Origin of the sequence: Pseudoalteromonas sp. R3, assembly GCF_004014715.1 — a bacterium.
In the GTDB taxonomy this organism is placed as follows: Bacteria; Pseudomonadota; Gammaproteobacteria; order Enterobacterales; family Alteromonadaceae; genus Pseudoalteromonas.
This window is the reverse complement of the sequence record NZ_CP034834.1, coordinates 470,356-485,470: the sequence shown is the minus strand read 5'-3', so window position 1 is coordinate 485,470 and position 15,115 is coordinate 470,356. Positions and strand designations below refer to the sequence as shown.

Annotated in this window: 11 protein-coding genes; 5 read left to right on the top strand and 6 right to left on the bottom strand. The window is 46.2% G+C overall.

The features are described from left to right. Positions 1 to 109: 109 nt before the first annotated feature. The gene (locus ELR70_RS01690; RefSeq protein WP_054016651.1) at positions 110 to 1,117 is read left to right on the top strand and encodes an isocitrate dehydrogenase; all 1,008 of its coding nucleotides are present in this window, start codon (positions 110 to 112) and stop codon (positions 1,115 to 1,117) included. A gap of 32 nt (positions 1,118 to 1,149) precedes the next feature. On the opposite strand, the gene ELR70_RS01685 is transcribed toward ELR70_RS01690, so the two are convergent. Then, entirely contained in the window at positions 1,150 to 4,095 is a 2,946-nt protein-coding gene (locus ELR70_RS01685) for an immune inhibitor A domain-containing protein (protein ID WP_160317412.1), read from the bottom strand. Between the two features lie 403 nt (positions 4,096 to 4,498). Here ELR70_RS01685 and ELR70_RS01680 point away from each other — a divergent pair, with 403 nt between their 5' ends. Together ELR70_RS01680 and ilvN are read left to right on the top strand one after the other, a co-directional pair. Next, the gene (locus ELR70_RS01680; RefSeq protein WP_054016653.1) at positions 4,499 to 6,220 is read left to right on the top strand and encodes an acetolactate synthase 3 large subunit; all 1,722 of its coding nucleotides are present in this window, start codon (positions 4,499 to 4,501) and stop codon (positions 6,218 to 6,220) included. Continuing rightward, on the top strand, positions 6,220 to 6,717 hold the full coding sequence (gene ilvN / locus ELR70_RS01675) for an acetolactate synthase small subunit (RefSeq protein WP_054016654.1): 498 nt from the start codon (positions 6,220 to 6,222) through the stop codon (positions 6,715 to 6,717). The genes ELR70_RS01680 and ilvN overlap by 1 nt, the downstream gene beginning before the upstream one ends. A 57-nt stretch (positions 6,718 to 6,774) precedes the next feature. On the opposite strand, the gene ELR70_RS01670 is transcribed toward ilvN, so the two are convergent. The 5 genes from ELR70_RS01670 to ELR70_RS01650 form a co-directional block, all read right to left on the bottom strand. Next, positions 6,775 to 7,050 carry an HU family DNA-binding protein gene (locus ELR70_RS01670; protein WP_054016655.1) on the bottom strand — a complete coding sequence of 92 codons (276 nt, stop codon included), beginning with the start codon at positions 7,048 to 7,050 and terminating at the stop codon, positions 6,775 to 6,777. A gap of 231 nt (positions 7,051 to 7,281) precedes the next feature. Next, positions 7,282 to 8,661: a deoxyribodipyrimidine photo-lyase gene (gene phrB, locus ELR70_RS01665; RefSeq protein ID WP_054016656.1), complete on the bottom strand. Its 1,380-nt coding sequence runs from the start codon at positions 8,659 to 8,661 to the stop codon at positions 7,282 to 7,284. Further along, a complete protein-coding gene (locus tag ELR70_RS01660) occupies positions 8,661 to 9,632 on the bottom strand; it encodes a DUF523 and DUF1722 domain-containing protein (RefSeq protein ID WP_054016657.1) in 972 nt (323 codons plus the stop codon). Before ELR70_RS01660 ends, phrB begins: the two co-directional genes overlap by 1 nt. Positions 9,633 to 9,667: 35 nt before the next feature. After that, entirely contained in the window at positions 9,668 to 9,985 is a 318-nt protein-coding gene (locus ELR70_RS01655) for an MGMT family protein (protein WP_054016658.1), read from the bottom strand. Next, on the bottom strand, positions 9,969 to 10,865 hold the full coding sequence (locus ELR70_RS01650) for a LysR family transcriptional regulator (protein ID WP_054016659.1): 897 nt from the start codon (positions 10,863 to 10,865) through the stop codon (positions 9,969 to 9,971). The genes ELR70_RS01655 and ELR70_RS01650 overlap by 17 nt, the downstream gene beginning before the upstream one ends. A 126-nt stretch (positions 10,866 to 10,991) precedes the next feature. Here ELR70_RS01650 and ELR70_RS01645 point away from each other — a divergent pair, with 126 nt between their 5' ends. Together ELR70_RS01645 and ELR70_RS01640 are read left to right on the top strand one after the other, a co-directional pair. Further along, positions 10,992 to 12,041: an efflux RND transporter periplasmic adaptor subunit gene (locus ELR70_RS01645; protein ID WP_235577131.1), complete on the top strand. Its 1,050-nt coding sequence runs from the start codon at positions 10,992 to 10,994 to the stop codon at positions 12,039 to 12,041. Position 12,042: 1 nt separating this feature from the next. Then, positions 12,043 to 15,096: an efflux RND transporter permease subunit gene (locus tag ELR70_RS01640; RefSeq protein ID WP_054016661.1), complete on the top strand. Its 3,054-nt coding sequence runs from the start codon at positions 12,043 to 12,045 to the stop codon at positions 15,094 to 15,096. Positions 15,097 to 15,115 lie beyond the last annotated feature (19 nt).

The following is a 15,115-nucleotide window of genomic DNA, read 5'->3' as shown; positions in this document are numbered from 1 at the left end:
CTATAAAACGCGCTTAAATTTTCAAGCGATCTAACATCACAGAAAAGGTCAACTACACTAGTTAGATCTGTTCTTAGATGTAAATTTACTTTTGATAAAGGAAACATAAATGGCTAAGCAAACTATCACGGTGATCCGTGGCGACGGCATCGGTCCAAGCATCATCGACTCAGCAATTGAAATCTTGAATGCTGCTGGTTGTGAATTCGATTATGAGTACGTTGACGCGGGACTAGCTGCACTGGAAAAAACCGGTGAGCTACTGCCTCCTGAAACGTTGGAAGCCATTGAACGCAACAAAATTACTCTTAAAGGCCCACTTACGACCCCTGTTGGTGAAGGCTTTACCTCAATTAACGTAACATTGCGTAAGCACTTCGGCTTATATGCAAACGTTCGTCCAGTTAAGTCTTTCGAAGGCACTAAAGCACGTTACGACGACATTGATATCATCACAGTGCGTGAGAACACACAGGGTATGTACTCTGGCCTGGGTCAGGTTGTCTCTGAAGACGGTAGCGAAGCTGAAGCAATGTCTAAAATCACGCGTGAAGGCGCAGAAAAAATCGTTACCTTTGCGTACGAACTAGCCCAGCGTGAAGGCCGTAAAAAGGTAACTGCGGTTCATAAAGCTAACATCCTTAAATCTACTTCTGGCCTATTCCTGAAAGTGGCACGTGAAGTTGGTGAACGTTATCCTGAAATTGAATCAGCTGAAATGATCGTCGATGCAACTTGCATGAAACTGGTTATGACACCAGAAGAATTCGATGTTGTTGTCACTACTAACCTGTTTGGTGACATTATTTCTGACCTGTGTGCTGGTCTGGTGGGTGGACTGGGCATGGCTCCAGGCGCAAACATCGGTGAAAACGCTGCTATTTTTGAAGCTGTACACGGTAGTGCTCCAGATATCGCGGGTAAAAACCTGGCAAACCCGACTTCTGTCATCCTGGCGTCTATTCAAATGCTTGAATATCTGGATATGGGTGAGACTGCTGATAAGATCCGCAATGCAGTTGCTGACGTTATCAAATCTGGTGACCGTACAACACGCGATCTGGGTGGCAACCACGGTACAACTGACTTCACACAAGCAGTTATCGAGCGCCTGTAAATAGCAAAGCTCTAAGTAATTCAACGCCCTGCCTATGCAGGGCGTTTTCTTACCACTGTCATTGTAAACATCAGAATACTCAATGCAAACAAGCCTCCCGCAGCCCCCCCCTGTTCTTGTGTGGTTGTCTCAACGAGTGTGACTTCCGCAGAAATCACCACTTGCTGTTTATCGCTCAGATCTACTGCGGTTGCTGACACCTGGTAGTTACCTGCACTCTGATAACTATGGCTTACAGATGCGCCACTCCCTGTTTGACCATCACCAAAAGCCCAGCTAATTTCATAATTTCCTGATCCACCTACTGCGCTTAGTGCAAAGTCTACCGTTAACCCATTTTTTACTACATCAATTGCTCCGCTCAGTGGCACCACAATGCTCTTTTCTATCGATTTGCTTACCTTGCTGCCATTAGCGTCTTCCAATGTTACTACAATTAAGTAACGACCAGACAAGCGATATTGATGTTTAATATCATAACCTTCCATTACCGCACCATCACCAAGCTGCCAAATTGCAGTGACAGGATTAGCCCCTCCCTGAAACTCAACGCTGGCATCCAGATTGCCCTTATCGATAGCGACATTCGTACCAATCAACATGAGTGGTGCTGTGACCACCACTTGTTGCTCAATCGACTGAGTTTCGCCTGTTTCATTGGTTCGTGTAAACATTACTTTATACACCCCCTGGCCCTGATACTGGTGTTCTGGTTCAAGCAGCCCACTGCGGCTACCATCTCCAAATTGCCATTCAAAGGTATCGGTCGTATTGAGGACCATACCTGAAACGGAAAAGCCGACACTCAGACCATTCACTTTTACCTGGATTTTTGGCGTTGTATCTACAGATACCTGAAGTTGGGCATTTCGATAATCTTCGCTGACACTGAGTACTTCAATCGACAGTCCGTTATCTGGCAATATAACCCCGGACAGAGGTTGCTGAGGGTGACTATAGTCCTGACTATCTTTGAACAGTGACACAGCTTGTAACCGATTATCGCCAAGACCTGCAGGTTGGTCTTGTACTCTCATTGCCGCGTCTCGCAATTGGATCCGTGTTGCAGCCGGCGTCACGCCATTTGCGCCTGGAATAATAAGCTGATCAGTATCGACTACCAGTATTTTCCCTTTGCCCGGGTGTAAAGACACTGAATTATTTTCAACATTCTCATTGCCGTACCAAACTAGCACACCGGGTGCATAACTAGCGCCTTTTAATCCCGCGTCTATGCCAAGATGAGACCTAAGTTGTATGTAGTATGCTTGCCCAAGCCCTTTCCTGTATTTGGCTATTCTGCTAAAACCAGCCAGGCTAAGTTGCTCAGGAGATTCTGCATCAATTACAGAGAGTACATTCTCTCCTGCATATAAAGTGATATCATCCAGCAAAACACCAAAACCATATTCAACGTTATCTGTTTGATATAGGAGCTCCACTGTAACCGACTGACCTGCATACTCTGTAAGTGGGTATGTTAATTCGACAATCTTACTTCCGTTTGAACCGCCTTCATTTGCACCACTATGACCATCAATATAATTAGAAACAGAAGGGTAGATTGGATGTTGCTTTTTCGTCATGTTACCGGCAAGAGGCTGCTCATTGACCTTTACCTGAAAAAAGTCATAATCTTCTTCAATATCAAATCGAGCCATAGCGCTAAGACGAAGTTCGCCCGTGTCAGGTAAGGTCACCTCTAAGCTAGCGCGGTTTATCTTAGCGTTCCCCTGACCGGAGTAATATTGGTACAAACCGTTAATTGGCTCGCCGATGTATTCAAGAGAGGCAGGTAAATTCACCTTAAGTTGATCTGTTTCTCCGGAGTGTTCACCAATGTGATTCAGCTCTACCTGCCTCGTCTGCGTCAACTGAGCGAGCTGCAACTCGTTCTGATTTATCCAGTTTCCGCCTAGCTTTACTTGTAATCTTTCCAGATTACGAGGAGAAAAAGACACGGGTTGTGAGCCTCGCAGAGTACCCAACCAGTTTCCGTTAGACATCACAGACCAGTTTGCAACCGGTTCGCCGATATTACCATTGCTCAAATCGTACTCGTCAAGCAGACCCAACTCGTGACCGAACTCGTGTACCACCACACCGATGCTCGCATCAATCGGGTTAACGGTGTAATTATGTATGCGTACATCACTGTTGGCAATTGCTACCGGTGTATAGCCATCGTCAGCTACCACAAAGCGATGCGACCAGATGGCATCTGTGCCAAGGACTCCCCCCCCTGCTTCCTCACCAATACTCGAATGAAACAACATAATATGATCCACAACCCCGTCGGGCTCATTGATGATACCGTCACCATCCATATCGTTTAAATCGGTAAGGTCATAATCACTCAGATTAATGTCATAGCGGCTGACTGCCAGCTCCACCGCCTCCTTCACTAGCGTTGCAACATTAATGTCCCGGCTGACACCGACTCTTTGCCCATAGTATTGTGCGTTTTGTGATACCGTTATCCAGCCATATACCTCTCCCGTCAGGCTAAAACTGCCACCGGAAGCCAACTGATAGTATTGATTTGCACTATTGAGTACTTGCCCGTCAGGTGCTTTAAACCCTTGCTCTGAAAATATCAGTTGCTCGTAATGACTGACGGGATAGCTTGGATAAAACATATCAGAGTCAGACTGTACCAAGCGGTTATCATCATGTGGTAAATCAGGAAAGTCGACCAGAATAGCCAGTATTTTAGCACTATTCACAAGTTCGCCTGATGCGCCCTGATAGCCACGTAAATACGCAGACCCTGAAGGCCGTTTACCATTGAAAGGCACGCGTACATTAAAGCTTTCTAATCCTGACAGGTAACCTGAAATTTGCTGACTAGCCTCGTAGTCAGAAAGAGATCGACCTGCTCGCTTTTCTAGCCAGTAACGAAGCTGCTGTTGGTCTACTTGTAACGCTTGCAATGGTTGTGCAAGCAATACCAGAAGAACTAAAAGGCTGAATTTCATACTAATATACCCAATACGATAGTCAAAAGGATAGTAACAGGTTGCTGAGTATAATTCTAAGTGCGCAATGAATCTTAAAATCCGCATGATTTATTCGCAAATCCGAACAGAAAACACCATGAAATACTATATTTCAATATTCAAAACGCCAAATGGGCACATTAATGCAATTAGACCGTTTTGTAACTTGACAGCTCAGGTGATTACCCTTTAAATAAAGAACATCAGATTAAACTTTTTACGCAGAAATTAACGATGCAAACTATTCTATTCACAGTTGTGGTACTCGTACTGGTCTTAGTGGTAAGTCCGGCGGGGCCGTTGTGAGCTAACGTTTGCACAGACCCCGCACTAGCGGGGTTTTTTTTTGCCTTTAATTTAAACTTTGCTGAGGAATGAGGTAATGAATGAGCAATTTAACGGCTCAGAGCTAGTTGTTAAAGCACTGGCCGAACTGGATGTTGACTATATTTTCGGATATCCGGGTGGGTCTGTACTGGATCTCTACGATGCCCTGTTTGCACAAAATGAGGTTGAACATATCCTGGTCAGACATGAACAGGCAGCTACACACATGGCAGATGGCTATGCCAGAAGTACAGGAAAAACCGGCGTTGTGCTTGCAACATCTGGTCCTGGCGCTACAAACTGTATAACGGGCATTGCAACCGCCTACATGGATAGCATTCCTATGGTAGTTCTGTCGGGTCAGGTACCTTCAAATTTGATTGGAGATGACGCGTTTCAAGAGACTGACATAGTTGGTTGCTCACGCCCCATCGTTAAACATAGCTTTAACTGTCGTGATGCAAAGAAAATCCCGTCAGTTCTGGCCAAAGCATTCTACCTGGCAAATTCTGGCAGACCTGGCCCCGTTGTTGTCGAATTGCCAAAGGATATTCTCAACCCGCAGCTTAAATTCGATTATGAGATGCCGGCACGTATTGAAATGCGTACTTACAACCCAAGCTCAAAAGGACATTCTCGCCAAATAAAGAAAGCTGTAGATGCCATTTTGGGTGCTAAGCGGCTGGTCGTATACTCCGGTGGCGGGGTTATTCTTTCAAATACCTCAGAGCAGCTCACTCAACTGGTTGAAACGCTAAACGCGCCGATCACCAACACTTTGATGGGCCTGGGCGGGATCAGTGGTAAGCACCCCAACTTTGTTGGTATGTTGGGTATGCATGGCTCATTAGAAGCAAACAAGGCAATGGCCAATGCAGACGTGATTCTGGCATTGGGCGCAAGGTTTGATGATCGGGTGACAAATAATGTCAAAAAGTTCTGTCCCGATGCAACCATAGTCCACGTCGATGTAGACCCGACTTCAATTTCCAAAACCATACAGGCACATATTCCTGTTGTTGGTTGCCTGAAAACAGTGCTGGAACAGCTGCAAAGTTCAATAGAGAAAAGCGCATTACGTATTGACCGTGCAGCACAAGAGTCATGGTGGCAGCAAATTACAGCATGGCGAGAGCAGCGTTGCTTATCGTACGATGCTCAAGGCGAAAAAATCAAACCACAAACCGTGATTGAGAAACTTTACCAAATTACTCAGGGCGAAGCATATGTATGCTCGGATGTAGGCCAGCATCAAATGTTTGCAGCCCAGTACTACCCGTTTAAGCACCCCAGACAATGGATTAACTCCGGCGGTCTGGGAACTATGGGCTTTGGTCTGCCCGCAGCGATGGGCGTAAAAGTTGCCTACCCTAATGCGGATGTTGTCTGCGTGACCGGTGACGGGTCTATACAAATGAACATTCAGGAGCTATCAACCTGCCTTCAGTACGGACTCAATGTGAAAGTTATCTCTCTCAATAACCGCTCATTGGGTATGGTACGGCAATGGCAAGATATGATGTATGGAGGACGCCATTCCAGTTCGTATATGGAGTCTCTCCCCGATTTTGTCGCCCTTGCTCAAAGTTATGGACATGTAGGTATCCGTGTTGATCACGCCGATGAATTAGACGACGCTTTGTCACGGGCCTTTGCCATCAATGACCGCCTTGTTTTCCTGGATATTTGCGTTGATGAAAATGAACACGTGTATCCCATGCAAATTAAGCTCGGGGCCATTGATGATATGTGGTTGAAAAAAGGAGTAAAAGCATAATGCGTAGAATATTGGCTATTTTACTTGAAAACGAACCGGGCGCCTTGTCGCGCATTGTGGGATTATTTTCTCAGCGCGCATATAATATAGACAGCTTAACGGTAGGTACAACCGACGATAAAACACTTTCTCGCATTACCATAACGACACATGGAGATGACAGAGTTGTTGAGCAGATAACTAAACAGGTAAACAAACTCGTAGACGTGCTAAAAATCATTGACCTCACTGAAACTGCTCATATCGAACGGGAGCTATTGCTCGCGAAGGTGTTTGCTGGCAATGAGCAAACCAGAGCCGCTGTGACACGTGTAACTGACGTCTTTGGTGGTCTCATACTGGATATGGGCAAACGCAGTTATACCGTACAACTGGCAAGCAGCAGTGACAAGATAGAGTCATTTCTGGATATGCTCAGGCATGAAAGCGATATTATTGAAATCGTGCGTTCCGGAACCGTAGGTATTGGGCGAGGAGATAAAGCGCTAAGAGCTTAATACAAAAAGGGGCGAAAGCCCCTTTTTTAATAAAGATAAAACTGTACTGGCAGTTTCTTAAGGGTTAACCTGATCTTTAAGACCTTTACCCGCTTTGAAAGAAGGGATATTCGCCGCTGGAATTTGGATTTCAGCGCCAGTTTGAGGGTTACGACCCGTGCGCGCTGAACGCTCTTTTACAGAGAAAGTGCCAAAACCAACCAGTGCCACTGAGTTACCATCTTTAAGAGACTGAGTTACAGCACCAGTGAATGCTTCCAGCGCACGTGCCGCTGCAGCTTTTGAGATCTCAGCGTCAGCCGCCATCTTTTCAACTAGTTGAGCTTTATTCATTGTATAATTCCTATGTTTTTATAATTTGCCGAAGCGGATTCTATGGTTATCCATTTTTTTTCTTTGTGCAAGCCTAAAATCCCCTTTTAACTAAAATATTTACGCTATTTGGCCTTATCTGACGCGGGTGTAAACATATCAGGCACAAAAACGTGCACTTTTTGATTACTTTGCATACACCCCGCCTCAGCCCGCGTCACCTGTGAGCTTACAGTAAATATCTGTCGCCGTTCATACCTTAAACGCGGCCAAAGCTCTTTCCCTTGCAGCTTTGTGCTCCACTATAGGCTCAACGTAACCATCTATGCCAAATGCCTGCAAATAATCATGAGGGAAATGGATTGACTTCGCGGGCACCTCACTCAGCTCAGGCACAAACTTACGAATGAAATCACCTTGTGGATCGAACTTTTCACTTTGACTGATGGGATTAAAAATCCGGAAATATGGTTGAGCATCGCACCCTGTACTGGCAGCCCATTGCCAGCCACCGTTATTACTGGCCAGGTCGCCATCAATCAGCTTACTCATGAAGTAATGCTCCCCTTTTCGCCAGTCTATCAACAGATGCTTAGTTAAAAAGCTTGCCACTATCATACGCAAACGATTATGCATCCAACCGGTCTGATTGAGCTGGCGCATTGCCGCATCCACTATCGGATAACCCGTTTTTCCTTCGCACCAGGCCCCAAATTGAGCTTCGTCATGGCGCCAGCCGACGTCATTGTACTTTTCGTTGAAATTAAAGCCTTTACACAACTTCGGATAAGCGCAAATAAGGTGCCGGTAAAACTCGCGCCAAATCAACTCGTTAACCCAACTGAATGCGGGTGCACTGGTCATCTGTAGCAGTTCAGGAAAATGCAGCTGAACTTCAGCTAATAATTGCTTAACCGATACCATGCCCAAAGCCAAATAAGGGCTTAACCCGGAGGTACCTTTTACACTAGGAAAATCTCTTTGCTCTTTATAATCCGTCATTTTTTCCTGAATAAACGCCTGAACAACCTTCACCAGAATATCATCATTAACTGGCCACTTATCTGAGCTGCCATCACCCATCAGCAGCGCTGGGGTTTCCCATTTTATTGGCGTCAGGTCGAGTTCTGGCCAACCGGGCAGAAAAAACTGCTGTTGTTCGTACTGTTTGAGCCATGCCTTTTTAAATGGCGTAAACACTTTGTACATTTCATTGCTGGCTGTTGTAACACTACCTGGTGGCGCTATCACGTCGCCATCGAAAAGAAGCAATTGTATCCCTGCGTCCTGACAGGCGTAGTCTCTGGCCTGCTCATTCACTTCGTACTCACGGTTGGCATAAACCTGATCAACCTCATGGGTCTGACAAAACTGGGCAAGCAGTGTTGGTACCTTGGCAAAGCTACCTGCATCAAGTACATGTAAACGCACACCTAACTCGGCCAGTTTGTGTCCCAACCACACTACGCGCCTCTTGAGCAAATCAACCTGCAAAGGTGCGGCATTATGCTGTTGCCACTGTTGTTCACAGACAAAGAAAAGTGCATCGCGGGTCCCGTTTTCCACAGCCTCAATGAGCGCTTCATTGCCATAAATACGTAAATCGCGACGAAACCAAAACAGTGCAGACATTAAATCGCATACCTCAACTTGAGTTCATTAGGATAAGGATAGAAGTACACCTGTTGCATCAGGTAGTCGTTTGGATGCATTATCAGGTGGTGACGCAATAAAGTTAGCGGTACCTGCAAAGGCACCTGTCCGATGCGATAATCATCGATTGCACGGCAAAGTTCCTGTTTCTCAACCTTGCCTAGCACTTTCTTAAAATATCCCTGTAAGTGCGACAAAGTGTTTGCCTGGTCTTTACGTCTGGCGGGGCGCGATAAAGCTGCCATTAGTCCTGTAATGTAAGTACCTCTAAGCTCGTCCAGATCTGTTCCCTTACCTTCAGCCAACAGCCGACCAAGTTCACGGTAAGCCTCATAATTATGACTCATCAGTAAATACTTATGGCGGGCATGAAAAGTGGTTAGTTCGTGCAACCCAGGGTTACTGGCCACCAGCTCTTGCCAACTTTTATACACATAGACACGCATCACAAAATTTTCTCTCAGGTGCATGTCGTTTAGTCGACCATTCTCTTCGCAAGGCAGTAAAGGGTTACGTGCCATGATTTGCTCAGCAAAAATCCCTATACCTTCAGAGGTATTACCTGTTTCGGCTTCATTGTAGATTTTCACCCGCTCCATACCACAACTGGGGCTTTTGGCACAAAAGATATAACCAGACAACTGCGCGCCATGCTCATCTGATACTTTCTTTCCGTATTCTGCCAGCTCTGGGGCATAGTCTTCGTCGCTGTGTGCAGGTCCAACCTTAATCACATCTTCTACCCTCACCTGACGAATGGTTTTTCTCGGGATAGGTAAACCGATGGCAACTTCAGGACAGAAACGTACATATTCGACGTACTCTGCCAGTTCATCCATACAAAAATTGCTGCGTTTATGACCGGAATCAAAACGCACTTTATCTCCTGCCAGACACGCGCTGATCCCTATTTTAATGGGGCTGTTGAAGTTAAAAGCTTGCTCTATCATTGCTCTCTCCATAACTTAAAAAATGACGGATAGATTTAGCACCACTGATACCGGCGTAAAGCAACTTTACCGCCTTGTACCTGCACTCCCTCTGAGCGCAATAACTCACTCTGTTCACTGAATTTGTCGCTCTCGGGTGGAAAAGATATCTTTCCCTGACTGTTAATCACTCTGTACCAGGGCAGACTCGACCCCGCAGGCAAATGCTTCAATAAGTAGCCGACTGCCCTCGCATGCCTGGGTGCCCCGGCAAGAGCGGCAATTTGCCCGTATGTTGCGACATTGCCGGGGGGAATGGCACCAATCAGGGTGAAGACTTTAGCTCGGAATTCTTCTTTAGCTTCCTCTAGCAAACTGCGCTCCTAATGCTGTGAACTGTTGCCACAAATGCCGGGCAACCGGCCCATAATGACTCTGATGACGACGAAATGCGTGTATTGCTGCTGTGAACTCATGTTGTCTGTCTATGATCTCAATACGCTCAAGCTCACCACTTTCCAACTCCTGGCGACAGGTGTTGAGGCTGGTCAATGCAAACCCAACCCCCTGAGATAAGAATAGTTTAATGGTACTGACATCATCCAGTTTCATCACATGTAATCCCCTGGAATAGGCCAGACGCTCACTGTCAAAATCAAACCCACTTTCTACCATTGCCAAACACGGGTAGAGGCTCAATTCATCATAGTACATACGTTTAGGCAACAGGCCTCGTTTGGCAACCACACCAAGCTTAGTTTCTCCGATTGCAACGGACTCGAGCTCTCCGGTGGCATGAAACAGGTCGAACCATGGGCCTATCCCGAGATCAGCAGCGCCAGCATTCACTTGCTCAAGGGCTACAAAGCGTCTGCCGCTGGAAATTACCAACTCAGTTGAGGGAAATTGCTTAAAAGTGCTACTAATCTGGGCGTTATACGTTTCCTGATGGCACATGGGTTCATAGCAAATGCGAAATTTTGCTTCATTACCCTGAGAAAATTCATCCGCCAGAATTTTTAGGTGATTATGATGTTCTAACAACTTTTGCGCATGTTGATGAAAGCGTTTACCCTGCTCTGTGAGCCTTATCCGGTAATCTTCTCGCGTCACCAACGCAAAGCCCAGCTCATCGGACAGCCTTTTTAAGGCTTGCGTTACCGCCGGTTGTGATTTATACAATCGCTTTGCCGCCTCGCTCAGGCTTTGTGCATTTGCCACGGCATTGAGTACCTGAATGTCTGCCAACTTCATAAATAATATTTATTTTAAACCAAAGTTTTAATAATTTTTATTTTATGCCCAAATTCATTATCCTGCACTAAATTTTAGTCTGAGGGAGTAATATTCGTGAATAAACTCGCACTCTTTTTTCCCGCTTTGCTGTTATTGTCTGCCTGTCAGGAAGCCACACAGCCGGCATCAACCAGTCAAGTCATTCGCCCTGTTAAACTGCATACAGTATCTGATCCACAGGCCAGCCAGTTACGTAGCTTTCCGGCTGAGGTTGTCGCTAATCAGGGCTCTTATCTTGCTTTCAGAGTCAATGGAGAGCTAATGGAGTTTCCGGTGTTGGCCGGTCAGGAGGTGCAAAAAGGACAGCTTCTGGCTAAGCTCGACCCAGAGGACTTTGAGCTACAGTATCAGCAACGAAAAGCTCAATTTGAACTGGCCGTTGCACAGCTGAACCGAATTGAGTCTTTGTATAAGAAATCAATTGCCAGCAAAGCAGAATACGATCAGGCTCTGGCAAATGAGCAGGTTGCCGAATCTGCTTTTAAAATCGCTCAGACTAACCTGGAAAACAGCGAACTCAGAGCACCATTTGACGGTACGATTGCCAAAGTATTTGTGAAAAACTTTGAGAACATTGTCGCCAAACAAAATATATTGCGCCTTGAAACTCGCGACCGTATGGATGTGGTTATCCAGGTACCAGAAAAACTGGTTGCCCGCGTAAACAAAGATCTAGACTATCATCCGACGGTCATTTTTGACGGCTACCCGGACAAATCTTATCTGCTGAACATAAAAGAGTGGGACACACAAGCCGATCCCGTCACCCTCACTTATAAAGTCGTGTTTTCATTGCCCATCCCGGAAGACTTCAACCTACTCGCAGGTATGACGGGACATGTCTATGTTGACCCGAGTAAAATCACCAACCAAAGCACTTCCGCCATCATCGTGCCTAACGAGGCTGTTTTCTCTGAGCAAACTCAGGCTGCTGAAGGCAATCACTATGTTTGGATCTATAATCCAGATACTCAGCTTGTTTCAAAACGCGCCGTCCAGGTGGGTTTGTTACGTCAACAGGGCTTCGAGATCAATAGTGGCCTGCAACCGGGCGAAATCATTGTCTCTGCGGGTGTACATCACCTCAGCGATGGCCTGAAAGTCCGTCCATGGACTAAAGAGCGAGGCCTGTAATATGAGTCTTGCCAAGTGGTCTATTGAAAACAAAGTCATCAGTGCGATGTTCGCACTGCTGCTGCTCTTAGCAGGGACAGTCTCGTATTTTGGCCTTGGGCAACTGGAAGACCCTGAGTTTACGCTTAAAAAAGCGATGGTCATCACCGTTTATCCGGGCGCATCGCCACAGCAGGTTGAAGAAGAAGTCACATATCCGATAGAGAACGCCATTCAAAGCCTGCCTTATGTTGATTATGTCACGTCTATTTCTTCGCCGGGTCAGTCTCAAATCACGGTAGAAATGAAAAGCACCTACCGAAAGGAAGATCTTAAGCAAATCTGGGATGAGTTAAGGCGAAAAATAAACGATTTAAAACCGAATTTGCCACCGGGTGTCTACCCTCCAAAAATCATGGATGACTTTGCAGATGTTTATGGCGTACTGTACGCCGTAACTGGAGATGGTTACTCCTATGAAGAACTCAAAGAATATGTCGATTACCTGAAGCGAGAACTCGTATTGGTCGATGGCGTCAGTAAAGTCACCATAGCCGGTGAGCAACAGGCTCAGGTTACTGTTGAAATATCCAGCCAGAAACTCTCGCAGCTCGGGATATCACACAACCGTATTTTTTCTCTACTCCAGACACAAAACAGTGTGTCAAATGCTGGCAGGATCCGCGTCGGAGACGAATCTATCCGTATTCATCCTACCGGTGAATTTAATCAGGTTTCTGAGCTCGAAGACTTGCTGATTTCAAAACCTGGCGCGAAGGAGCTGATTTACCTGGGTGATGTGGCGACAGTCAGACGCGAATATGCAGAAATTCCGACGCATATCACCCGCTACAATCGCGATCAGTCTTTGCTGCTCGGTATCTCATTCAGCTCAGGCGTCAATGTCGTAGAAGTAGGAAAAGCCATAGACAAGCACCTTGCTTCACTGGAGTATCAACGTCCACATGGCATGTCAGTCCACACAGTTTACAACCAGCCCAATGAAGTCGAAAAATCAGTAAACGGATTTATTATCAGTCTGCTTGAAGCCGTAGCAATTGTTATTGTCGTGCTGTTGATCTTCATGGGGGTCAAAAGCGGTATTTTGATTGGTGGTATCCTGCTGCTTACAGTACTTGGTACATTCATCTTCATGAAAATGTTTGCAATTGACTTACAACGAATTTCTCTGGGAGCCCTGATCATCGCGCTCGGAATGTTAGTCGACAATGCGATAGTCGTGACAGAGGGGATACTGATCAACCTCAAACGCGGACAAACTAAGATTAAAGCGGCAGTCAATATCGTTGAGCAAACGAAATGGCCATTGTTAGGTGCCACAGTGATTGGCATCACCGCTTTTGCGCCAATTGGGCTAAGCTCTGATGCCAGTGGTGAGTTTGCCGGCTCTTTGTTTTGGGTGCTACTCATTTCTTTGCTGCTCAGCTGGGTAACGGCCATTACTCTCACACCTTTTTTTGCAAACATATTATTCAAAGAAGAGATCCGACAAGGTAACGACAATGAAGACCCCTATCAGGGTTTGATCTTCACGGCATACAAAGCCCTGCTTAGAGCTTGCCTGCGATTTCGTTGGACGACGGTCGTTGCTATGATTGCACTACTCGGATGTGCAATGGTTGGTTTTAAATCGGTTAAGCAGTCCTTTTTCCCAGCTTCAAACACACCTATGTTTTATGTCGACTACTGGCATTATCAGGGAGCTGATATTCGCAGTACAGCAGATAACCTTAAAAAACTAGAACAGTTTTTACAGAACGATAGCTTAGTCGAGGAAATCACCACCACTATCGGTCAGGGTGCGCCCCGCTTTATGCTAACTTATAGTCCGGAAAAGCAATATGCATCGTATGGCCAGTTAATCATTCGGGTTACCGACCGGGATGCCGTGGCGACAATGATAGCGAAGGTAAGGGACTTTGCCACTCACAATGAACTTGACGGCAAACTCAAAATCAAACGTATGGAAATTGGTCCATCGACGGATGCTAAAATTGAAGCCCGTTTCTCTGGGCCAGATCCTGTGGTCCTGCGTCAGTTGGCAGACCAGGCCAAAAACCGGTTGGCACAAGATTTGGGAGCATTTAACATTCGTGATAACTGGCGTCAGCGTTCTAAAGTGCTGGAGCCTGTATTTAATGAGCAAAAAGCACGACGCCTGGGGATCAGTAAATCCGATCTCGATCAGCTATTGCTGACCAGTGTTTCGGGCAACAAAGTCGGCCTGTATCGCGATGGCACCAAAATGTTACCAATTGTCGCGCGTGTACCGGAAATTGAAAGACGCAATGTCGAAAACCTGGTTGACCTGCAGATATTCAGCCCGGTGCTTAATGTCTATGTACCTTTAGGCCAAATCCTTGACGGCGTCGAAGTTGTTTGGGAAGACAGCTTGATAATGCGCCGCGACCGCAAGCGGACTATCACCGTCATGGCAGATCATGATGTCATTGGCAATGAGACGCCGGCTAAACTGTTTGCCCGGGTTCGTGCTGACATTGAAGCCATTGAACTACCACAAGGTTATGAAATGCAGTGGGGTGGTGAGTTTGAGTCTGCCAGCAAAGCACAAAAAGCGATCTTCGGTTCACTCCCCTTAGGGTATTTATCCATGTTTATCATTACTGTGCTGCTATTCAACTCTGTACGTAAACCCCTGGTTATCTGGAGCACCGTGCCACTTGCCATCATAGGTGTGACAGCGGGGCTGGTGATCTTTCAAGCGCCTTTCAGCTTTATGGCATTGCTGGGGTTACTAAGCCTGTCTGGTATGTTGATCAAAAACGGCATTGTTCTAATGGATCAAATAAACCTGGAATTAGACAGTGGTAAAGACCCCTATCAGGCGGTATTCGACTCCGGAGTGAGCCGTGTACGCCCAGTCTCTATGGCCGCGGTTACCACAATTTTGGGTATGATCCCTCTGTTGTTCGATGTGTTCTTTAAATCGATGGCCGTAACCATCATGTTTGGTCTGGGCTTTGCGACAGTCCTGACCTTGATAGTTCTGCCTGTGATTTATTGTTTGTTCTTTAAAGTTACAGCACCGAAATAACAAAAGGGCCGTAAAACGG

Bases quoted from the DNA above. Each gene is read 5' to 3' on its own strand.
- ELR70_RS01690 (WP_054016651.1), top strand. From the start codon at position 110: ATGGCTAAGCAAACTATCACGGTGATCCGTGGCGACGGCATCGGTCCA.
- ELR70_RS01685 (WP_160317412.1), bottom strand. From the start codon at position 4,095: ATGAAATTCAGCCTTTTAGTTCTTCTGGTATTGCTTGCACAACCATTG.
- ELR70_RS01680 (WP_054016653.1), top strand. From the start codon at position 4,499: ATGAATGAGCAATTTAACGGCTCAGAGCTAGTTGTTAAAGCACTGGCC.
- ilvN (WP_054016654.1), top strand. From the start codon at position 6,220: ATGCGTAGAATATTGGCTATTTTACTTGAAAACGAACCGGGCGCCTTG.
- ELR70_RS01670 (WP_054016655.1), bottom strand. From the start codon at position 7,050: ATGAATAAAGCTCAACTAGTTGAAAAGATGGCGGCTGACGCTGAGATC.
- phrB (WP_054016656.1), bottom strand. From the start codon at position 8,661: ATGTCTGCACTGTTTTGGTTTCGTCGCGATTTACGTATTTATGGCAAT.
- ELR70_RS01660 (WP_054016657.1), bottom strand. From the start codon at position 9,632: ATGATAGAGCAAGCTTTTAACTTCAACAGCCCCATTAAAATAGGGATC.
- ELR70_RS01650 (WP_054016659.1), bottom strand. From the start codon at position 10,865: ATGAAGTTGGCAGACATTCAGGTACTCAATGCCGTGGCAAATGCACAA.
- ELR70_RS01640 (WP_054016661.1), top strand. From the start codon at position 12,043: ATGAGTCTTGCCAAGTGGTCTATTGAAAACAAAGTCATCAGTGCGATG.